Annotated in this window: 19 protein-coding genes and 1 pseudogene; 12 read left to right on the top strand and 8 right to left on the bottom strand. The window is 65.6% G+C overall.

Translation table 11 applies throughout. The features are described 5' to 3' along the window. The first annotated feature begins 83 nt into the window (after nucleotides 1-83). The 6 genes and pseudogenes from EJ078_RS03255 to EJ078_RS03230 all read left to right on the top strand — a co-directional run bounded on the left by EJ078_RS03255 (nucleotide 84) and on the right by EJ078_RS03230 (nucleotide 5,029). Nucleotides 84-389, top strand: coding sequence for a hypothetical protein (locus tag EJ078_RS03255; protein WP_127216503.1), 306 nt, complete (start codon nucleotides 84-86; stop codon nucleotides 387-389). A gap of 73 nt (nucleotides 390-462) precedes the next feature. Further along, complete coding sequence (locus EJ078_RS03250) at nucleotides 463-1,467, top strand: LacI family DNA-binding transcriptional regulator (RefSeq protein WP_208721609.1); 1,005 nt, start codon at nucleotides 463-465, stop codon at nucleotides 1,465-1,467. A gap of 279 nt (nucleotides 1,468-1,746) precedes the next feature. Continuing rightward, on the top strand, nucleotides 1,747-2,538 hold the full coding sequence (locus tag EJ078_RS03245; RefSeq protein ID WP_127216505.1) for a 3-methyl-2-oxobutanoate hydroxymethyltransferase: 792 nt from the start codon (nucleotides 1,747-1,749) through the stop codon (nucleotides 2,536-2,538). Nucleotides 2,539-2,546: 8 nt separating this feature from the next. After that, nucleotides 2,547-3,554 (top strand): sterol desaturase family protein, encoded by a 1,008-nt coding sequence (locus EJ078_RS03240; RefSeq protein ID WP_127216506.1) that lies wholly within the window; start codon nucleotides 2,547-2,549, stop codon nucleotides 3,552-3,554. A 114-nt stretch (nucleotides 3,555-3,668) separates the two neighbouring features. Continuing rightward, nucleotides 3,669-4,630, top strand: a pseudogene (locus EJ078_RS03235) (substrate-binding domain-containing protein). Between the two features lie 84 nt (nucleotides 4,631-4,714). Continuing rightward, nucleotides 4,715-5,029 carry a MocE family 2Fe-2S type ferredoxin gene (locus EJ078_RS03230; RefSeq protein WP_127403447.1) on the top strand — a complete coding sequence of 105 codons (315 nt, stop codon included), beginning with the start codon at nucleotides 4,715-4,717 and terminating at the stop codon, nucleotides 5,027-5,029. Between the two features lie 189 nt (nucleotides 5,030-5,218). Here the strand turns inward: EJ078_RS03230 and EJ078_RS03225 are convergent, their stop codons facing one another. After that, nucleotides 5,219-5,518 carry a hypothetical protein gene (locus EJ078_RS03225; RefSeq protein WP_095783445.1) on the bottom strand — a complete coding sequence of 100 codons (300 nt, stop codon included), beginning with the start codon at nucleotides 5,516-5,518 and terminating at the stop codon, nucleotides 5,219-5,221. 130 nt (nucleotides 5,519-5,648) lie between these two features. Between EJ078_RS03225 and EJ078_RS03220 the strand changes: the two genes are divergently transcribed. From EJ078_RS03220 to EJ078_RS03210, 3 genes are all read left to right on the top strand, one after another. Continuing rightward, nucleotides 5,649-6,545 (top strand): VOC family protein, encoded by an 897-nt coding sequence (locus tag EJ078_RS03220; RefSeq protein ID WP_208721073.1) that lies wholly within the window; start codon nucleotides 5,649-5,651, stop codon nucleotides 6,543-6,545. A 47-nt stretch (nucleotides 6,546-6,592) separates the two neighbouring features. Continuing rightward, complete coding sequence (locus EJ078_RS03215) at nucleotides 6,593-7,195, top strand: sulfotransferase family protein (protein WP_095801413.1); 603 nt, start codon at nucleotides 6,593-6,595, stop codon at nucleotides 7,193-7,195. Nucleotides 7,196-7,313: 118 nt separating this feature from the next. Next, nucleotides 7,314-8,693: an amidase gene (locus EJ078_RS03210; RefSeq protein ID WP_127403446.1), complete on the top strand. Its 1,380-nt coding sequence runs from the start codon at nucleotides 7,314-7,316 to the stop codon at nucleotides 8,691-8,693. Nucleotides 8,694-8,744: 51 nt separating this feature from the next. On the opposite strand, the gene EJ078_RS03205 is transcribed toward EJ078_RS03210, so the two are convergent. The 4 genes from EJ078_RS03205 to EJ078_RS03190 all read right to left on the bottom strand — a co-directional run bounded on the left by EJ078_RS03205 (nucleotide 8,745) and on the right by EJ078_RS03190 (nucleotide 12,692). Then, nucleotides 8,745-9,476 carry a DUF2270 domain-containing protein gene (locus EJ078_RS03205; RefSeq protein ID WP_082980653.1) on the bottom strand — a complete coding sequence of 244 codons (732 nt, stop codon included), beginning with the start codon at nucleotides 9,474-9,476 and terminating at the stop codon, nucleotides 8,745-8,747. A gap of 110 nt (nucleotides 9,477-9,586) precedes the next feature. Continuing rightward, entirely contained in the window at nucleotides 9,587-9,913 is a 327-nt protein-coding gene (locus EJ078_RS03200; protein ID WP_208721072.1) for a hypothetical protein, read from the bottom strand. Nucleotides 9,914-9,924: 11 nt separating this feature from the next. Further along, nucleotides 9,925-11,151, bottom strand: coding sequence for an ABC transporter substrate-binding protein (locus tag EJ078_RS03195; RefSeq protein WP_208721071.1), 1,227 nt, complete (start codon nucleotides 11,149-11,151; stop codon nucleotides 9,925-9,927). A 17-nt stretch (nucleotides 11,152-11,168) separates the two neighbouring features. Then, a complete protein-coding gene (locus EJ078_RS03190) occupies nucleotides 11,169-12,692 on the bottom strand; it encodes a sulfatase-like hydrolase/transferase (RefSeq protein ID WP_208721070.1) in 1,524 nt (507 codons plus the stop codon). Between the two features lie 109 nt (nucleotides 12,693-12,801). On the opposite strand from EJ078_RS03190, the gene EJ078_RS03185 reads away from it, so the two are divergent. Further along, on the top strand, nucleotides 12,802-13,695 hold the full coding sequence (locus tag EJ078_RS03185) for a LysR substrate-binding domain-containing protein (protein ID WP_164757427.1): 894 nt from the start codon (nucleotides 12,802-12,804) through the stop codon (nucleotides 13,693-13,695). Nucleotides 13,696-13,728: 33 nt separating this feature from the next. Here the strand turns inward: EJ078_RS03185 and EJ078_RS03180 are convergent, their stop codons facing one another. Then, entirely contained in the window at nucleotides 13,729-13,917 is a 189-nt protein-coding gene (locus tag EJ078_RS03180; protein WP_067322650.1) for a hypothetical protein, read from the bottom strand. Between the two features lie 391 nt (nucleotides 13,918-14,308). On the opposite strand from EJ078_RS03180, the gene EJ078_RS03175 reads away from it, so the two are divergent. Then, on the top strand, nucleotides 14,309-16,042 hold the full coding sequence (locus tag EJ078_RS03175; protein ID WP_348627287.1) for a cation:proton antiporter: 1,734 nt from the start codon (nucleotides 14,309-14,311) through the stop codon (nucleotides 16,040-16,042). Further along, on the top strand, nucleotides 16,012-16,617 hold the full coding sequence (locus tag EJ078_RS30790; RefSeq protein WP_348627286.1) for a universal stress protein: 606 nt from the start codon (nucleotides 16,012-16,014) through the stop codon (nucleotides 16,615-16,617). Before EJ078_RS03175 ends, EJ078_RS30790 begins: the two co-directional genes overlap by 31 nt. 43 nt (nucleotides 16,618-16,660) lie before the next feature. On the opposite strand, the gene EJ078_RS03170 is transcribed toward EJ078_RS30790, so the two are convergent. Beyond that, complete coding sequence (locus EJ078_RS03170; RefSeq protein ID WP_127214322.1) at nucleotides 16,661-17,296, bottom strand: ankyrin repeat domain-containing protein; 636 nt, start codon at nucleotides 17,294-17,296, stop codon at nucleotides 16,661-16,663. Nucleotides 17,297-17,572: 276 nt separating this feature from the next. Then, nucleotides 17,573-18,784, bottom strand: a complete 1,212-nt coding sequence (locus tag EJ078_RS03165; RefSeq protein ID WP_095824540.1) for an MFS transporter — start codon at nucleotides 18,782-18,784, stop codon at nucleotides 17,573-17,575. Nucleotides 18,785-19,013: the final 229 nt, after the last annotated feature.

The raw sequence follows: 19,013 nt of genomic DNA, 5'->3' as shown, positions 1-19,013 counted from the left end.
CGATTTGATCACGCCGGTTGTTGCGTGTCTCTCACGGACCTCCAGCAGATTGTCCGCGCTGGACACGATCTCAGGAGCATGCCGTGCAACGCCCAAGCGAATGGCCAATCTGGCATGGCTACGACCTATCCGGCGGCGGGCAGGACATCAGCGCGCCGTTTCGGAATGTTATCACCTTGGCCCACTATCTCGAAAAGCAGCATGCCCATCGGAGGGCTGCCCTTCGCAGAACAGGCTTGTCGACCGCAGCGGCAAACGCGGTTCCCTTCGCATTGCGTATTCTTCAGTCGACTGTTCTGGCACGCAAGGCCATCGAGCGGATCGGCGAGGTCGGCGTGTACCTGTCGAAGACTCACCGGGAGTTCAGCACTCCAGATAAGCACCGCTGACCTGTACGGCCATCTTCTCGGGCAAAGGCAGAACGGCTAGGCTCCGTGCCTCAGCACCCCCAGGAGCCCGCCCATTCCAAAGCCCACCTTCCTCGAAATTGCCCGCCGCGCCGGGGTCGGCACGGCGACGGTGGAGCGCGTTTTGAACGGCAGGGGCGGGGTGCGCCCCGAGACGGTGGAGAAGGTGGTGGCGGCGGCGCGCTCGCTCGACTATCCGCGCCGACTGCCCGAAGCGCATCGCGGCGTCATCCGCATCGAGGTGATCCTGGTCAGGCCCGACGCCACCTTCTTCGCGCGCCTCTCCCGCGCCTTCGAACGCATCGCGGCGACGCTCGACCGCTCGATCGCCGTCCACCGCACCTTTCTCGACGAGGCCAATCCGGCGGCGATCGCCAAGCGCATCCTCGAACCGGAGATGCGGCGCGCCGCGCTGATCCTCGCCGTGCCCGACCATCCGCTGGTGAGCGCGGCGGTGGCGAAGCTGGAGGCGGAAAACATCCCGACGGTGCAGATCGTCACCCAGATCTCCGGCACCAAGAGCACCTATGTCGGCATCGACAATTACGCCGCCGGCCGCATGGCGGGGCTGCTGATGGCGAAGATGCAGCGGCGGCCGGGCAAGGTGGTCGCGATCTGTCACAGCCAGATCTATCGCGTCCACCGCGACCGCGTACGGGGCTTCTTCGACTATCTGAACGACGGGGGGCGGGATTTCGAGCCCATCGCCACCCTGTTCGGTTTCGACAACGGCGACCGCAATGCCGAGCAGTTGCATGAGGCGTTTGTGCGCTGGCCCGACCTTGCCGGCCTGTACAATGCCGGCGGCGCCAACACGGCCCTGAACGAAGTGCTGCGCCGGCACCCACGCGGTCGCGACGTCTTCTTCGTCGGCCATGAACTAACCGAGCGCAGCACGCGCGGCCTGCATGACGGCACGATGGACGTCGTGCTCGACCAGGCGCCGGAGGCGCAGGCGCGCCGCGCCATCGACCTGGTGCTGGCGGCGCTCAACCTGCACGACCTGCCGGTCGATAACCCGCCGATCCGCTTCATCACCTTCACTGCCGAGAACCTTTGATCTGATTTGATCAAGGTTGCGCGAGCCTTGGCCGGCATCGCGGTGCTAACTCGACCGCGAACGGGAGACGAGCATGTGCGAATTCTCCCCCTCATCCGGCCGCTGCGCGGCCACCTTCTCCCGAGCGGAGAAGAGGGCCGGCACCGACGCAGCCTGGCTCCTCTCTCCCTGGGGAGAGGTCGGATGGCCCCGAATTGCGCTTCGCAAGTCGGCTGCCAATCCGGGTGAGGGGGACCTTTCACAAGCCTGATCGTCCGCCCGCGAACGGGAGGATCATCGGTGGCAAGACGCTTGACGGCCTACGACCTGCAAAGCGCCAAGGGCAGCAGGAAATGGCTGCAGCTGCATGTCGACACGCCGGCCGAGGCGGCGGCCGCGGTCGCCTGCGACATCGTCATCCTCTCCTGCGAGCCCGACCACAATCTGGAATCGATCCGCCAAGCGGCGCCTCACGCGTTCCTCTCCGTCGGCATGCCGCATGGCGCGGTCGCGTCGCCGGACGAGGCGGTGCGGCTGGGCTTCGCCATGATGAAGCGCGGCGCCGACGCGGTCTATTCATCGCACTCGCCGCGCTTCATCGAGGCGATGGCGGCGGAGGGCATTCCCGTCACCGGCCATGTCGGCCTGGTGCCGAACCGCGCCACCTGGACGAATTTCCGAGCCGTCGGCCGCACGGCGGAAGAGGCCTTCAAGGTGCTGCGCGCGGCCAAGGACCTGGAGAATGCGGGTGCGGCCTGCATCGAGGTCGAGGTGGTGCCGGTCAGGCTCGCCGACCACATCACCCGCTCGACGCCGCTGATCACCATGGGCATGGGCTGCGGCACTGCCTGCGACACGCAGTATCTCTTCTCCTGCGACGTGCTGGGCACCCACACCGGCCACTATCCGCGCCATGCCAAGCGCTATGCCGACTTCGTCACGCTGGAGGCGGAGCTGCAGGAAAAGCGCATCAGTGCCTTCCGCGCCTTCGGCCGCGACGTCGCCGAAGGCAGCTACCCGGAAGCGAAGCACCAGGTGGACATGGACGATGCCGCCTACGACCGCTTCCTCACGCTCTCTCAATCGCTGTGAGACCAGCCATGGACGACCTGCAATACGGCACGCGCAACAAGAGGGGCGATTGGGCCCCGAACGAACCGGCCGGCACCGCGCCGCTCTTTGCGTTTCCGCCGCGACCGCTGGCGTTGCTGAAGTGGCTGCCGCATTATTTCCTGCCCTACAACCTGCTCTTCGCCCTCTCGGCAGTGGTGTGGTGGCGCTACGTGCTGCCGGACGTCGAGACGATGAAGACGCTCGCCATCGGCTGGATCCTGCGCCTTTTCATCGTCAACTGCGCGGCGCTGCTTATTTTCTTCGGCGCTTTCGAGCTTCGACTCTACATTATGAGAGCCCAGGGCAACCGCTTCAAATACAACGGCAAATGGCCCTCGGAGCAGAAGAGCAAAGCCTTCTTCTTCGAGAACCAGAACATCGACAACATGCTGCGCACCTTCGGCACCGGCATGCCGATCTGGACGGCGATCGAGGTGGCAATCCTCTACGCCTACGCCAACGGCTACGTGCCGTGGCTGACCTTCGCGGAGGATCCCGTCTACCTGTTCTGTCTGGCGCTGGTGGTGCCGATCATCCACGAGACGCATTTCTTCCTGCTGCACCGGACGATCCATTGGGGGCCGCTCTACAAATGGGTGCATTCGGTGCACCACAACTCGGTCAACCCGTCGCCCTGGTCGTCGCTGTCGATGCATCCGGTGGAGCAGCTCGGCTATCTCGGCGTCGCCTTCTGGCACCTGATCATTCCGTCAAACCCGCTGCTGGCGCTCTACCAGCTCCACTATGCCGGCTTCGGAGCGATCCCGGGCCATGTCGGCTTCGACAAGGTGGAACTGACCGAGGACAGATCGGTCGATAGCCACGCCTATATCCACTACCTGCACCACAAATATTTCGAGGTGAACTACGGCGACGGCCTGATCCCGTTCGACCGCTGGTTCGGCACTTTCCATGACGGCAGCAAGGACGGCGAGGCGCGCATGCAGGCCCGCTACGAGAAGAAGAAGGCGCGCGCCAACGCCGCCGCGAAATGACAGCTGCAGAGAAAGCCACGTGGCCGGCCTGAGCCGCCCGCTTCAACGATCCCGAAAGGGCCGGCGAACAAGACAGGAGTGAGCCGGCACTCCAAATCCAGAGGGAGGAAACCCGTGAAGAAGCTTCTCATCTCGACGGCGCTCGCCGCTTTGATGGCGACCGCGTTCGCGGCTGTCTCGACCGGCGCCTTCGCCGCCAAGCTCGGCGTCTCGATCGTCAACTTCGACAACAATTTCCAGACGCTGCTGATGCATGGCATGCAGGCGCGCGCCAAAGAGAAGGGCGCCGAGATCCAGGTCGAGGACGCCCAGAACGACGTCGCCAAACAGCTGGACCAGGTCAAGAATTTCATCGCCAGCGGCGTCGACGCCATCATCGTCACGCTGGTCGACACCAATGCCTCGAAGACCATCAGTGAGGAAGCCGCCAAGGCCGGCATTCCGCTGGTCTTCGTCAACCTCGAGCCATCGGACATGAAGAACCTGCCGGAGAAACAGTCTATGTCGGCTCGAACGAGGTCGAGTCCGGCACGCTGGAAGCCTTCGAGGTCTGCAAGATGCTGCGCGCCAAGGGCAAGTCGGCCGGCGCTACCGCCTACATCATTATGGGCAGCTTGGTGCATCAGGCGGCGCTCCAGCGGACCAAGGATGTCGAGCAGATCTTTTCGACCGACATGTGCAATTTCATCAAGGTCACCGACAAGCAGTCGTCCGAATGGTCGCGCGACAATGCGCAGAACCTGATGACCAACTGGCTGACCGCCGGCCCGGCGCCCGACGCCGTCATAGCCAACAACGACGAATCCGCCATCGGCGCCATCCTGGCGCTCAAGGCCAACGGCGTCGACCTGAAGAATGTCGTGGTCGGCGGCATCGATCCCACGCAGGACGGGCTCCAGGCGATGAAGGCCGGCGAGCTCTCGGTCACGGTGTTCCAGAACGCCAAGGGCCAGGGCGGCGGCGGTGTCGATGCGGCGCTCGCGCTTGCCAAAGGCGAGAAGGTCGACCGCGTCGTCTATGTGCCGTTCGAACTGGTGACGCCCGCCAACGCGGCGGAATACCTGAACAAGAACTAGACCCGGATCATCGGGGCGGCCTGCTTCGCCGCCCCGATGGGTTCGCCTCGATCTGAAGGCAAGACAGATCTGAAGGGAAGAAAAATGACCGGTTGGATCAGGGCCTGCGGGCTCGACGACATCGAACAGGAAGGCGCCCGCCGCTTCGACCATGGCGGCAAGACCTATGCCGTCTTTCGCTCGCCCGACGACCAGGTCTTCTGCACCGACGGGCTTTGCACGCATGAGGCGGTGCACATCGCCGACGGCCTGGTCATGGACTACGAGGTCGAATGCCCAAAGCACGCCGGCGCCTTCGACTACCGCACCGGAGCCGCCAAGCGCCTGCCGCCATGCATCAATCTCAGGACCTATCCGGCGAAGGTCGAGGCGGGAGCGGTGATGGTGGCGGTGGGCTGAAAAGCTCCCCCTTCTCCCCTTGTGGGAGAAGGTGGATCGGCGCGCAGCGCCGAGACGGATGAGGGGTGTTCCAGCTTGGCGGCCACGACGACAGCGCAGCGACATTCCCCAGCGCCTCACTCCGTCCAGCCCCCCTCATCCGTCGCCTTCGGCGACACCTTCTCCCACAAGGGGAGAAGGAAAGAGGCGCTAAATCCCCTCGCCATCCACCAGCGGCACGTCGTCGCCTTCCCAGGGGCTCGGCAACGAACCTCGCCCCGCCGTGGGCAGCGGCATCCAGCATCTGAGCTCCGGCTCGGCATATTCGACGATGCGTCCGGGCGATGAATCCGACGCCCGCCAGCCTTCCTCGCCGAACTGGTCGGCGCGCGACCAGTAGGCCATGTCGACCTCGGCCGGTCCCTGTTCGGACGAGCGCACCGTCACCAGGATGCGACTGCCGTCCCGCGGCGCGCTCGCCATGTTGCGCCAGTGGTCGGTCTCGTCCATGTGGTCTCCTCCCAAGAAGCTTCGTGGCAATAGTCGCCGCCCGCCGGGGAGGGGTCAACCCGAACTTGGCGCGAGACAGAAATATCGTTCACAGCTAATATGTTCGCCGACCGCAATCGGACGGACGACCATGGACCAAGGGTTGCCTCAAGCCACCCGTCTCGGGCCGGTCCATCTCAGGGTGACCGACATCCCGGCTGCCTTGATCGTCTGGCGCGACACGCTCGGATTGGCGGTCCTCGGCGAGGATGCCGCCACGGCGGAGCTCGGCGCCGGCGGGCGGAAGCTTATCGTGCTCCACGCCGGAGCGCAGATCGCCCTGCCGCAGAAATCGCGCGATCTCTTCCACGTCGCCATCCATGTGACGAGCCGCCGCGACCTCGCCCACACCGCCGCCCGGCTTAAGGCTTCCGGCTTGCGCTACAGCGCCCAGGACCACCTGGTTTCGGAATCGCTCTACGTTTCCGACCCGTCGGGCAACGGCATCGAGATCTGCTTCGACACGCCGGAACGCTGTCTGCGCCGCGAGGTGTCGGCCGATGGCCGCGTGGCGCTGATCGGCACCGACGGCAGCGCGCATTCCGGGCTCGAGCCGCTCCATCTCCCGGGCCTTTTGCGCGACCTCGGCAATTCCGGCCATGTCGAGCAGAGGATGGCGAAGAACGCCTTCATCGGCCACATCCATATGCGCGCCCGCGCGCCGGAAGAACTGATGGAATTCTATGTCGGCGTGCTCGGCTTCCGCCCGCACATCCAGTCGAGAAGTTTCGGCATGTTCGACTGCGGTACCGGGAGCCGGCCGCATATGGTCGCCTTCAATATCTGGGCGCGTGACGAGCTGCGCGAGCCGCCGCCGGGTGCCGCCGGCCTCGACCATTTCACTGTTGAGCTTGCATCGGTCGAGGAGCTGGCTGCGCTGGAACGCAGGCTCGATGCCGCCAACCTGCCGCCGAAAAAGATCGGCGGTGCCGTGGAAACCGCGGATCCGGAAGGCAATCGCTTGCGGTTCGTGCTTCGGGAAGATTGATCGCGCCGCAGCGGACGATTGGGGATGACAAGTGGGAGAAGGGGAGAATGACCATCAGGGTGATAGGAACCGGCTTCGGCCGCACCGGCACGGATTCGATGCGCGAGGCGCTGACCATGCTCGGCTTCGGCCCGTGCCATCACATGTCGGAGGTCATGGCGCATGCGGAGCAGAAGCGGCTCTGGCGAGCGCTCGCCCAAGGCGCCGCGCCGGATTGGAATCGGCTGTTTGCCGGTTATAAATCCTGCGTCGACTGGCCCTCGGTGCATTACTGGCGCGAGCTGATCGAAGTCTTTCCGCAAGCGCGCGTCATCCTCACCTGGCGCTCGCCGGAAAGCTGGTGGGAGAGTTTCGCAAAAACCATCCTGCCGGCCGTCATTGACAGCCAGGATCAGGAGTCGTTGGGCGTCGCCCTTGTCACGAAGCAGGTTTTCGGCGGCCGCCCGCAGGACCGCGCGCATGCGATTGCCGTCTATGAGGCCAATATCGAAGCGGTGCTGAAGACGGTGCCGGCCGAGCGCCTGCTGGTTCACAAGCTGGGCGACGGCTGGGCGCCGCTCTGCGCCCATCTCGGCGTTCCGGTGCCGGACGAGCCCTATCCCAACCGCAACACCACGAAGGAGTTCCGGACGGCGCTTTCGTTGAATTGAAGGGAAGGGAGGGGAATAGGGGAAAAAGGTATTGGCATCCGATGTGCGGAGTTCACGAAGTCTGATCTTCCCTACTCCCCTACTCCCCTATTTCCGTTCCGCAGGAAGGAACACCACCATGACGAGCCATTTGGACACCACCTTCCTGACCGCCTCGCAACTGGCGGCGGCGATCCGCGAGGAGAAGGTCGGCGCTGTCGAGGCGATGGAGGCGCAGCTTGCCCGCATCGCTGTCGTCAACCCGCTGCTCAACGCCATCGTCACCCTCGACGAGGAGGCGGCCCGCGCCGGAGCGAAGGCCGCGGATATGGCGGTCGCGCGCGGCGAGGCCGTCGGTCCGCTCAACGGTGTGCCGGTCACGCTGAAGGACGGCCATGCCACAGCCGGCATGCGCACCACCGTCGGTTTGGAAGCCTTTGCCGATCATGTCCCGCCGATGGACAGCACGATTGCCGCGCGGCTGCGCAAGGCCGGCGCCGTCATCATCGGCAAGACCAACGTGCCGCCCAGGCTGCGCGACCTGCAGACCGACAATCCGATCTTTGGCCGCACCGTCAATCCGTGGGACGTTACCCGCACGCCCGGCGGCTCCAGCGGTGGGGCGGCGGCCGCGGTCGCCGCCGGGCTGGTGCCGCTCGAGATCGGCAGCGATGCCGGCGGCTCGATCCGGATGCCAGCGCATCTGTGCGGCGTTTTTGGCTTCAAGCCGACGCAGGCGACGGTGCCGATCACCGGCAGCTACGCCGATCCGCCCGACCTGCCGCGCAGCTTCCGCCTGCTGTTCGACATCGGGCCTTTGGCCCGCGACGTCGACGATCTCATCCTGGCCCACCGCATCATCGCCGGGGCCGACGGTCTCGACACCGAAGTGCCGCCGGTGGCGACGGACGAGGCGCCGGAGCCGCCGCTGGGGACGCTCAGGGTTGCCTTCGCGCCCGAATTTCCCGGAGTGCCGACCGCGCTCGACATCGCCGACGCGATCGCAGGCTTCGCGGGCGCCATCGAGGTCGGCGGCGCGCGGGTAGGGCAGGCATTGCCGCAGCACGATTTCGCGGCCGAGCGGGCGCTGTTTTCCGATCTCATCACCTGGTATTCGCAGGTCTTCCGGCAGCCGCGCGAAACCTCGCCCTCGCTGGCCGCCTATCTCGAGGCGCTCAACCAGCGCGACGAATTCATCGCTGCCTGGGAGCGGTTCTTCGACGGGTGGGACGTGCTAGTCTGTCCGGCGATGATGTGCACGGCCTTCCGCCACCGCGAAATGGGTGCGCCGATCCCCGTAGACGGCATCGAGACGCCCTACTGGAGCGGGCTCAGCCACGCCTGCCGCTTCAACCTGACCGGGCATCCGGCCGCCGTCATTCCAATCGGTGTCGACCGGGAGGGCCTGCCGATCGGCGCCCAGCTGGTCGGCCGCCGCCATTCGGACATGAAGCTGCTGGCCGTGGCGAAAGCGCTGGCGCGTCTCACCGACGGTTTCGTCAGGCCACCGGGATTGTGAGCGCGTGGAAACGGCGGGCTGCCTGAAAGACCAAGGGCCGCCGCCCCAGGCTCAAACATGCACGTCGCCGAACGACAGTTCGCCGTCGTCGGCGCGCATCAGGAAGGCGGCGGCAAGCATCGCGAGATAGAATACGACGACGCCGCAGACCACCACGACGCCGGGGATGGGACCGAGCGTCGCCACGCGAAAGGTGTCGAGCAGCGAGGCGCTGAAGCCGATCGGCGAGCCTTCGCGCTGCAGGCTGGGCGTGGTGATCTTCAACACCCAGGCAAGCATCAGGATCGTATACATGAAGACGTAGTTTCGGCGCAGCCTCCGGACCAGTGCCGCGCGCTGCGAGATGAGGAAGCGCGGCGAGCGCAGGCCTTCGCCGAGGATGGCGAGCCAGTTGGAGGCGAAATCCGGCTGCGGCGAAAAGATCTGCGCAAAGTAGTAGCGCTCGAACTGACGCACCCGCGCCCGATAGACGTCGAAGAACCGGTAGCGCCGCGCTTCGATCCATAGAAGCAGCGTGATGAGCAGCATGGCGAAGAGCAGCACGCCGTGATGCGCCGAGGGCGTCGACAGCGATACGGACAGCATCGCCGCCACCACGGTGATCGCCCAATTGCTGGTGCGGTCGAGCCGGTCGCGCCAACCCGCCATGCGCCCGATCTCCGCGCGGTGGAAATGCGACATGGTGGTTGCGAATTCGGAGGAAGTGAGCTTCAGCGCGAATGCATCGGAGCCCCTTGGCGGCGCCGCTGCTTCGGCTGGCTTTACGGTCTGGACCTGCGACATCCCCTTGCCACGTGCCTCCCGCCGTGGCCGGCCGTTGAGCCGGCCACACCCCTATAGCACAATGTGGGGCCGGCAGAAATGTTCCTGCTGACGCTCTCCGACGGAAGCTTTTATGCGCTCAGCCAGACCCGTTCGGCCACGCGATGATCGCTGAGCAGGAAGTTGGGGTTGGGAACGAAACCCCTTACCTCCTTGCGCGCCGCGTCGATCCAGTTGGCGAAGGCCGGGATGATGGTCGGGCACTCGTCATGGATCATCTGCTGCAGCTCGAAATAGACCTCGCGGCGTTTTGCCGGATCGGCCAGTGAGCGCGACTCCGTCAGTCGTCTGTCGAAGCTGTCGTTCTTCCAATGCGTCTCGTTCCACGGCGCGCCCGAGGCGTAGACGGAGGAAAACATCATGCTCGCCGATGGCCGCCCGGCCCAGAAGGAAGCCACCCATGGCTTCTTCAGCCACACGTCGCTCCAGTAGCCGTCATCGGGCTCGCGCTTGACATTGATGGTGATGCCGGCGGGCTTGGCCGATTGCGCGAAAAGCTCGGCCGTGTTGACCGCCTGCTCGAACGCCACGGGGCGGCGTGCAGCTCGAGGGTAAGATCGCTCTTGCCGGCTTTCTTGAGGTGAAAACGGGCCTTGTCCGGATCGTAGGCGCGCTGCGCGATGTTAGGATTGAAGCTCGGATCGCTGGCAGCGATCGGATGGTCGTTGCCCACCCGTCCGAAGCCGGCCATCAGCAGCTTCACCATCTGCTCACGGTCGAGCGCGTGCTTCAGCGCCAGCACGACATCGGGGCTGTTGAACGGCTCCTTCGTGGCGTCCATCGGCAGCGAGAAATGCTGCTTGCCTTCGGTGACCAGCAGATAGGCGCGGGGGTCCTTCTTGAGCAGCGGTGCGATCTTGTAGTCGACGCCGTTGACGATGTGCACCGAGCCGCCTTGAAGAGCCGAGACGCGCGCCGCGGCGTCGTTGATAACGACCGTCTCGACCGTGTCGACATGGCCGCGATCGCTGCGCCAGTAGGTCTCGTTGCGGGCGGCGGTGGCGTGCACGCCGGGCTGGAAGGCGGTGAGCTTGAACGGACCGGTGCCGATCGCTTTCGACCAGTCGGCGAAGCCTGCGGGCACCATGGCGAAATGCAGATCCGACAGCACATAATCCATGTCGGGATTTGGCGATTTGAGCAGGATCTCGACTTGCGTCGGCGAGATGGCCCGCACTTCCGCGACGTCGGCGACCAGCCCTTTGGCCTTCGACTTGGTCTTGTCGCCGATATGCAGGCCCAGCGAGTATTTGACGTCGTCGGCGTCGAACGTCTTGCCGTTGTGAAACTGCACGCCCGGCCTGAGATTGAGGATCCAGCGCTTGTTGCCGTCGCTGGCTTCCCAGCTTGCCGCGAGCTCCGGCGCCGGCTTGCCGTCATCGCCGATCTCCACCAGCGTGTTGTAGACCTGCCGCGAGACGTTGATGGAAAAAGTGCCGATCAGCTGCGTCGGGTCCAGCGTGTCGGCGGAGCTGCCGCCGTTGAGGCCAAGGCGCAGCGCGCCGCCTTTGCGCGGCGCCGCGGCAAGGCCGGTATGTGGAAACGCCGCCGTGGCGAAGGCAGCCGCAGCGGCCGTCTTGATGAAGCTGCGGCGGTTCATGCTGTCCAGGCTAGAGAAGACGCTTCTGTCGTTCATGTCATTCTCCCATTGGTTCAATAGGCGCCAAGGACTTCGTTGACCATCAGCGGCTGTGGCGGCAGGCGCCGGTCGAGAACCGCGCTCAGCGCGCGCGCCTGCGCGCCGAGTGCTCGCTCGGGAAACAGGTTCCAGTGCTCCCAGGGGTCTTCGCGAAGATCGAACAGCTCCCCCCAGGCCGGCTGGTTGGGATAGCGGGTGAACCGCCACTCCTTGGAGATGATCGACTGGTTGTAGAGGCAGGGGTCACGTCGCGGATGATATTCACCGAACAGGAAGTCGCGGACGTCGGCGACCCGGCCGTCGATCAGCGGCTTGAGATCGGTGCCGTCGGTCGCGGGCGCCGGCAGGCCGAGCAGCGATGCGATGGTCGCGAACAGGTCGAGGTGGCTGGTCAGCGCATCGAGGCTTGTTCCGGCGCGGATGCCTGGACCGCTAAGAACCAGCGGGACCTGCAGCAGTTGTCGGTAGGGTGGTGGCCCCTTGCGCAGCAGCCCGTGGTCGCCGAGCAACTCGCCATGATCGGCGGTAAACAGCACGAAGCTGTCGTCGAGCACGCCAACGTCGTCCAGTGCGACGAGCAGCCGCCCGACGGCATCGTCGATCATCTGGATCATGCCATGCGTGTGGGCGATTGCGATGGCCAGCGTTTCGTCGGAGATATCGTCGGTGCGCAGGAGGAAGCCCTGCTCGCGCGGCTGCTCGCCGGAGGCGATGTAGGGCACTTTGGTCGGATCGTCGCCTTCGCCGAGATAGGCCGGCATCCGCTCCAGCTCGCCCGCCCGGATAGTCGGCCTGGGCATCCGCTCCGGTCGGAACAGGTCGCAATAGGGCCGGGGCGGGGCGAAGGGGTGGTGCGGGTCCGGAAACGAGACGAACAAGCCGAACGGCTCTGCCTGCCTGCCCTGGCGCTCGATGAAGTCGATCGCCCGATCCGCGATCCAACTGGTGTAGTGCAGCTCGGGCGGCACCGCGCTTTTCCAGACTTCGTTCAGATCCTGCGCCCGGCTGTCGGGACTGGCGTCGGGCTCGTAGAGGTCCACCACTTCGGGGTGGTTGCGCTTGAGCCAGGCGGCGTAGTGGCCGGCGCGAGTGGCTTCGTTGGCTTCGCCCATGACGAGGTCGACGGCATCGAAGCCGAAATAGGGACCGTGCCAGTCCTCGCAGACCGGCCTTTCCCAATAGGCAAGCGATTCCGGCATGTCGCGTTCGACGGGCGCGAGCAGTGGCTGAAAGTGCAGCTTTCCGACGCCTTTTGTGGCGTATCCGGCAAGCGACAGCGCCTGCCACAGATTAGGGAGCCGATCGTCGAGCGCCACGCCGTTGCGCCACAATCCGTGATGGCGTGGATAGAGCCCTGTTGCCATGGTCGCTCGGCTTGGCGAGCAAATCTGGTTAGGCGTGAAATGCCGATGGAAGGTTGCGCCGCGCGCGGCGATGCGGTCGATGTTTGCGGTATGGGCGACGCGGTTGCCGGTGACCGAGAGCGCGTCGTAGCGCATCTGGTCGGCACAGATGAAGATGACATTGGCTCGCTTCACGACGGCTCCGTCCGTTTCTGCCAAGCTTGCAGCTAGGGCCCGAAACGCAGCGAAATCAAAGATCAAGATTTTGGTCCGGTATGTGCTAATCCTATACCGGGAGGAAGAGATGCGTTTTTCCGGGCTCAGCGTTCGTCAACTGGAGGCCTTCGAGGCAACGATGGTGGCCGGCTCCGTGTCGGGCGCTGCGGTCGCGCTCAACGTCTCGCAGCCGAGCGTCAGCCGGCTGCTGCAGGAGCTGGAGATCGATACCGGCCTCAGCCTGTTCGATCGCTCGCACGGTCGGCTGGTTCCGACTGAGCAGGGCCTGCTGTTCTACGGCGAGGTCGGCAAGACCTTTCATGGCGCGCGCAACCTGATCATGGCGGCGCAGGAGATCAGGGAACTAAAGCGCGGCGTCGTGCGCATCGGCACGCTGGCGGCGATGTCGTTCAAGATCGTGCCGGAAGCGATCCAGCAGCTTCGGACGCGCTTTCCGGAGGCCAGGACCACCATCGCGGTGCGGAGCTCGACGGAGATCGTCTCCTCCGTCGCCTCGCGCCTGACCGACGTCGGCCTGGTGGACGCGGGCGTTTCCTTCCTGGATGCCAAATGCGTCGCCACTTTCGAGCGCAATAGCGTCTGTGTCATGGACCAGAGGCATCCGCTTGCCGAGAGCGAGCGCGTCCGGTTGGAGGATTTTTCCCGCTATCCGTTCGTGTCGCTGGGCGAGCTCTATTTCCGCCGCAGCCGCGACGGCGCGAGGCTGCTCGAAGTGACCGCGGCCAACACCGTCGCCGACATCTTCCAGTCATTCTTGGCTTGCGCGCTGGTCAGGGGCGGCCGCTCGCTGGCTGTGGTCGATCCGTTCACTGCGGGCTTCTATTCCGAGTTCGGACTGGCACTCAGGCCAATCGAGTTCGACATTCCGTTTCGCATCTCGATCATCGTCAATGATCGGTCGGCGACGGGGGCGGCGGCCGGCAAGGTCATCGAGGCGATGACCGATCTGATCGGCCGTTAATCATCATTGCCGGCCGCCGGTCATGGATGCTTCCTATCGCTGAGCGGCTGATATCGGAAACGGCACCACTTCGGCCTCGGGCCGGGCATAGAGGGCGGTCGCGACCGCCTCGATCACAAGGTCGAGCGCCGCAAGCGCCGTGCGGCTGGTCTCGTCGTCGCCGCGCAGATAATGGCAGGCCCTGTCGAGGTGCAGGTGGGCGGCGGCAAAGTCGCTTTTCATTAGCTTCTCCTTATTGCCCCGCCGTGCAGCGACCATGCGTGAGTCGCTTTACCGACAAGCAAAGATGGGCGGCAGCATTTGAATCGAATTGTACGCGACGTCGAAGCTGCTTGAGAAAGGCGGCCGGCGCCGGAGTTGCCACTCTCTCGCGTTGTGAAGGAGATGTCCGGCAGGGTAGAGGAGGCGCTGTCCCGCCGGCATCCCAGCCCTTGCAGGCACCTCCATGACGGTTAAAAGTGGCCTGCTTTGGGGATAGGTTGAATCGACGTTGGCTCTCCACGGCGCCCCCTCCGTCCTGCCGGACATCGCCCCCACAACGGGAGAGAGTGGCAGTTCCACCGCCGTGCAACCGATGCATGTGCGAAACCGTTATGGCGAGGATAATCGAGGGGTGCGGCAATTGTCCTTCATGCCCAACCGGCGCCGGCCGGTTTCTCTCGCGCTTGCCGCGGCGGCGCTTGCATCGATGCCGGCCGCCGCCTTCGCCGCCGAAAAAACCGGCATGTCGAGCGAAGGCATCTTCGTTCTCGAAGTCATCTTGCTGCTCGTCGTCGGCCGAGGCATCGGCGAATTGCTGGAGCGCCTCGGCCAGCCGGCGGTGATGGGACAGCTGATCGGCGGCATCCTGCTCGGGCCCTCGCTGCTCGGCTGGCTATGGCCCGCGGCCGAGCGGCTGGTCTTTGCCGGCGATGCCGCACAGAAGTCGATGATCAACGCCATCGCCCAGTTCGGCGTGCTGATGCTTCTGCTGCTGACCGGCATGGAGACGGACCTGAGGCTGGTGCGCCGCGTCGGCCGCGCCTGCTTTTCCATCTCCGCCACCGGCGTCGCAGTGCCTTTCGCGCTCGGCTTCGTGGCCGCGCAGTTCATGCCGGCCTCGCTGCTTGCCACCGGCAGCGAGCGCATCGTCTCCGGCCTGTTTCTGGGCACCGCGCTTTCGATCTCTTCGGTCAAGATCGTCGCCATGGTGGTGCGCGAGATGAACTTCATGCGCCGCGACCTCGGCCAAATCATCGTCTCCTCGGCCATCATCGAAGACACGATCGGCTGGGTGATCATCGCCATCACCATCGGCATCGCCACGCATGGTCGAATCGAGCTCGCCAGCCTCGCCTTCACGCTCGCAGGGGTCGCCGCCTTCATGGCCTTTTCCTTCACGCTCGGCCGCCGCATCGTCTTCGACGCCATCCGCTGGACCAACGACACCTTCCGCTCGGAATACGCGGTGGTCACCGTCATCCTCGCCATCATGGGCGGTATGGCGCTGGTTACCGACTTGATCGGCGTGCATACGGTGCTTGGCGCCTTCGTCGCCGGCATATTGGTCGGCGAGTCGCCGATCCTGTCGCGTCACATCGAGGGGCAATTGCGCGGCGTGATCACGGCACTCTTCATGCCGGTCTTCTTCGGCGTCGCCGGTCTCTCGGCCGACCTGACAGTGCTCGTCGATCCCGAGCTTGCACTGCTCACCGTGGCGCTGGTGGCGATCGCCAGCCTCGGCAAGTTCGGCGGCGCCTTCATCGGCGCGGAGGCCGCGGGCATGAGCCGCAGCGAGGGCATCGCCGTCGGCTGCGGCATGAATGCGCGGGGCTCAACCGAGGTCATCGTCGCCTCGATCGGTCTGTCGATCGGCGTGATCTCGCATACGCTTTTCACCATGATCGTCACCATGGCCGTCATCACCACCTTGGCCATGCCGCCGACATTGCGCTGGGCGCTGGGACGGCTGCCGATGGGCGAGGCGGAGAAGAAAAGGCTGGAGCGCGAGGAGGTCGACCAGCGCGGCTTCATCACCAATCTGGAGCGGCTGCTGGTGGTGGTCGACGAGGGCGTCGTCGGCCGCTTCGCCGCCTACCTCGCCGGTGTCATCAGCGCCGGCAAGCCGACGACCGTGCTCCATACAAGCGGCGAAAGCGAAGCCGACCCCGTCGAGGCGGCGCATCTGGACGAGATCGAGAAAGGCGCTGAGCAGGGCCGCGAGGCGGCGAAGGAAGCCGACGAGGAGCCCGCGCATGAAGCCCCCTCACGCGTCGCACGCATGACGCTCCGCTCTCCGCCGAGGCGGTCGCCAAGGAGGCGCGCAAGGGCTACGGCATGCTGCTCATCGGCCTCGGCCGGGCGATGACCGCGAAGGGCGGCTTCTCGCGCCGGCTCAACGAGGTCGCGGGCGCCTTCGAGGGCCCGCTCTGCCTAGTGCTTAAGCCGGCCGGCGTCGGCCGGCAGATGCCGCGTCTTGGGCCGGGATCCGGCAGGATCCTGGTGCCGGTCAACGGCACGGCGAATGCGCGCCGCGGCGCGGAACTCGCGCTTGCCGTCGCCTCCGTCACCGGCGCGCCGGTCAAGGTCCTCTATGTCGCGCGTCCGGGTCGCGACGAACCGCGCGACACCGTCTCGCATCGCCGCAGGGAGGCTGTGCTGAAGGACATTGTCGCGCTTGCCGACCGTTATGGCGTCGAGATCGAGACTGCCATCCGCTCGAGGGCCGCCGCCGCCGATGCCATTGCCCGTCAGGCGGGCAGGAACGTGGCGCTGATCGTCATGGGCGTGGCGCGGCGGCCGGGCGAGGAACTCATCTTCGGCGAGACGACGAGCGGCGTGCTGCAGCGCTGCCCATGCCCGGTGATGCTGATCTCCGACGCGCGGCTGCGCCGCGACGACGAGGGCAGGGAGGCGCTGAGGTCAGGTACGGGCACGGGCTGAGGGCAGCTTCGGCCTGACGGTTCCAATGGCTGACGGCCGCACTTCACTTGCCTTCGAAAAAGCGATGGATCGCGGCGTCCAGCTTGCCGATGAGCTCGGCGTTGCGCGTGCTGCCGGCCCAGATCAGCGCATTGAGCCGCATGTCCTTGTTGAGGAAGTTCACCTTGCGGGATTCCAGCAGATATTGCGCGACTTCGAAGTGGCGTCCCTTGATCGCCTCGATGAGCGCGCTGTTGCGTCCCGTCTTGTCGGCGAGATTGACGTCGGCGCCATGCTCGACCAGCAGCTTGACGATATCGAGATGCCCGTTCCTTGCGGCTTCGATGAGCGGCGTCCTGCCGTAATAGTCGGCGCGGGCGTCGATATCGATCTGTGGATGCTTCAGCAGCGACTGGATGCAGGCGAGGTGACCCCTGGCCGCGGCCAGGCTCAATGGCGTGCTCTTCCATTTGTTTCTGGAGTTCACGTCGACCGCCGGGTGGCCGATCAAGGTTTCGAGCACGGCGGTGCGGCCGTTATGCGCGGCAAGGTGCAGGCTTGACCAGCCGTCTTCATCGGTCTGGTTGATATCCGCGCCCGCTGCGAGCTCCGCGCGCGAGGCTTCGGCATCGCCGCTCTCGGCCGCGACCAGCAGGCGGGACCAATTCCTTGCTTCTGCGGCTTCCAGGCCTGTGTCCACTGCAATATCCCCGACCGCGGATGGCGCCGGCCCGGCCGGCATTCAGATGCAGCGTCTTCTCGCGCGGAGAGTTTCACACTCGCCGTCGTCGGGCAATGGATTTCGCGTCGGCGGTGCGGGCAATCTACCCTCGAGGGGGATGCCCGGCAGGGCAGGTCCTGGCGCGTGGATCGCCGGCGCCCCAAGCGACAGAGAGGGGCGTCGGCCAGTCACGCGCCGTGACCCCCTCTGCCGCCTACGGCGACATCTCCCCCTCGAGGAGGGAGATTCATCTCGCTATGCCATCTGCAGCCGCTGCCGGCTCGGCTGCGGCGGGAAGGCGATCGCGATGCCGGCGGCGCCCAGGCCGACCAGCGCCGAGCCGATGAACAGCCAGGAATAGCTGGCATAGGCGTCGTAGATCATGCCGCCGGCGAGCGGGCCGAACGACATGCCGAGGCTGGAGAGCATGGTGGCGGCGCCGAACACCGTGCCGATGATGCGCGGCCCGAAATATTCGCGTGCCAGCACCGCATAGAGCGGCATGACGCCGCCATAGGTGGCGCCGAAGATGACGGCCAGCACGTAGAACTGCTCGAGCCGGCCGACCGCGAGATAGGCGGCGATCACGGCGGCCTGGATGGCAAGGCCGGTGATCAGCACCGGCTTGACCCCCAGCCGGTCGCCGAGCACGCCGTAGAGCAGGCGTCCGCCAAGGCCGGCAAGGCCCTCGACGCTATAGATCGAGACGGCAGCCATCGGCGCAACGCCGCAGGCCATCGCATAGCTGACCATGTGGAAGATCGGCCCCGAATGCGCCGCGCAGCAGGCGAAGAAGGTCATGCCCAGCACCAGGAACTGCGGCGAGCGCAGCGCCTGGCCGACGCTCATGCCGGGGTCGTCGGCGGCACGCGCCGGCATGCCGCCGTCGGCCGCCGCGCCGGCCGCCGGCGGCTGGCGTACCAGGAAGACGGCGGGCAGCAGGAGCACCCAGGCCATGACGCCGATGTCGAACATGGCGGTCCGCCAGTCATAGGCCGAGATCAGCCAGCGGGCGAAGGGCGAGATGGTCATCGGCGCCACTCCCATGCCGGCCGAAACCAGCGACACGGCAAGGCTTCGGTTGGTGTCGAACCAGGCGGTGGTGAGCGCGATCATAGGCGCGAAGAACGCGCTGGCCGCCAGCCCGACGATCACGCCGTAGCTGAGCTGGAAGATCAGCAGCGAGTTGGCGCGGCTCGCCACCACCAGCGCCAGCCCGAGCAGCACCGCGCCGGCAAGCACGACGGGGCGGGCACCGACGCGGTCATAGATCGCGCCCCAGGCGAAGCCGCCGATGCCCATCACCAGAAAATTCAGCGTCATGGCGCTGGAAATGCCGGCGCGCGACCAGCCGGTGTCGATCGACATCGGCTCGAGAAAGATCGCCAGCGAGAACATCGCGCCGAGCGCCACACAGGTCATCAGCGCGCCGGCCGCGACGATGACCCAACGATAGGAAGGATTCATGATTTTCTCCCGTGCCCAACGGCATCCTGTTTGATGCGGCACGGTTTTTCCAGGTCCATCGCGCCGCTTGCGTCCGAAGGACGCCGCTGCGGACACCGATCCTACAATCTGGTTGCATTTTTTATCCGGATTTTTGGGGGATGTTGGCCGATCGCCTTATGCTGGCGTTCCTTCACACCCCCTCTGTCCTGCGGGACTGTCCGACAGGACAGAGGGGGGTGCCTCGCGC

This window comes from Mesorhizobium sp. M1A.F.Ca.IN.022.06.1.1 (assembly GCF_003952605.1).
Classification (GTDB): Bacteria; Pseudomonadota; Alphaproteobacteria; order Rhizobiales; family Rhizobiaceae; genus Mesorhizobium.
Note: the sequence above shows the minus strand (reverse complement) of the source record. Positions and strands in the feature narration are given on the sequence as shown.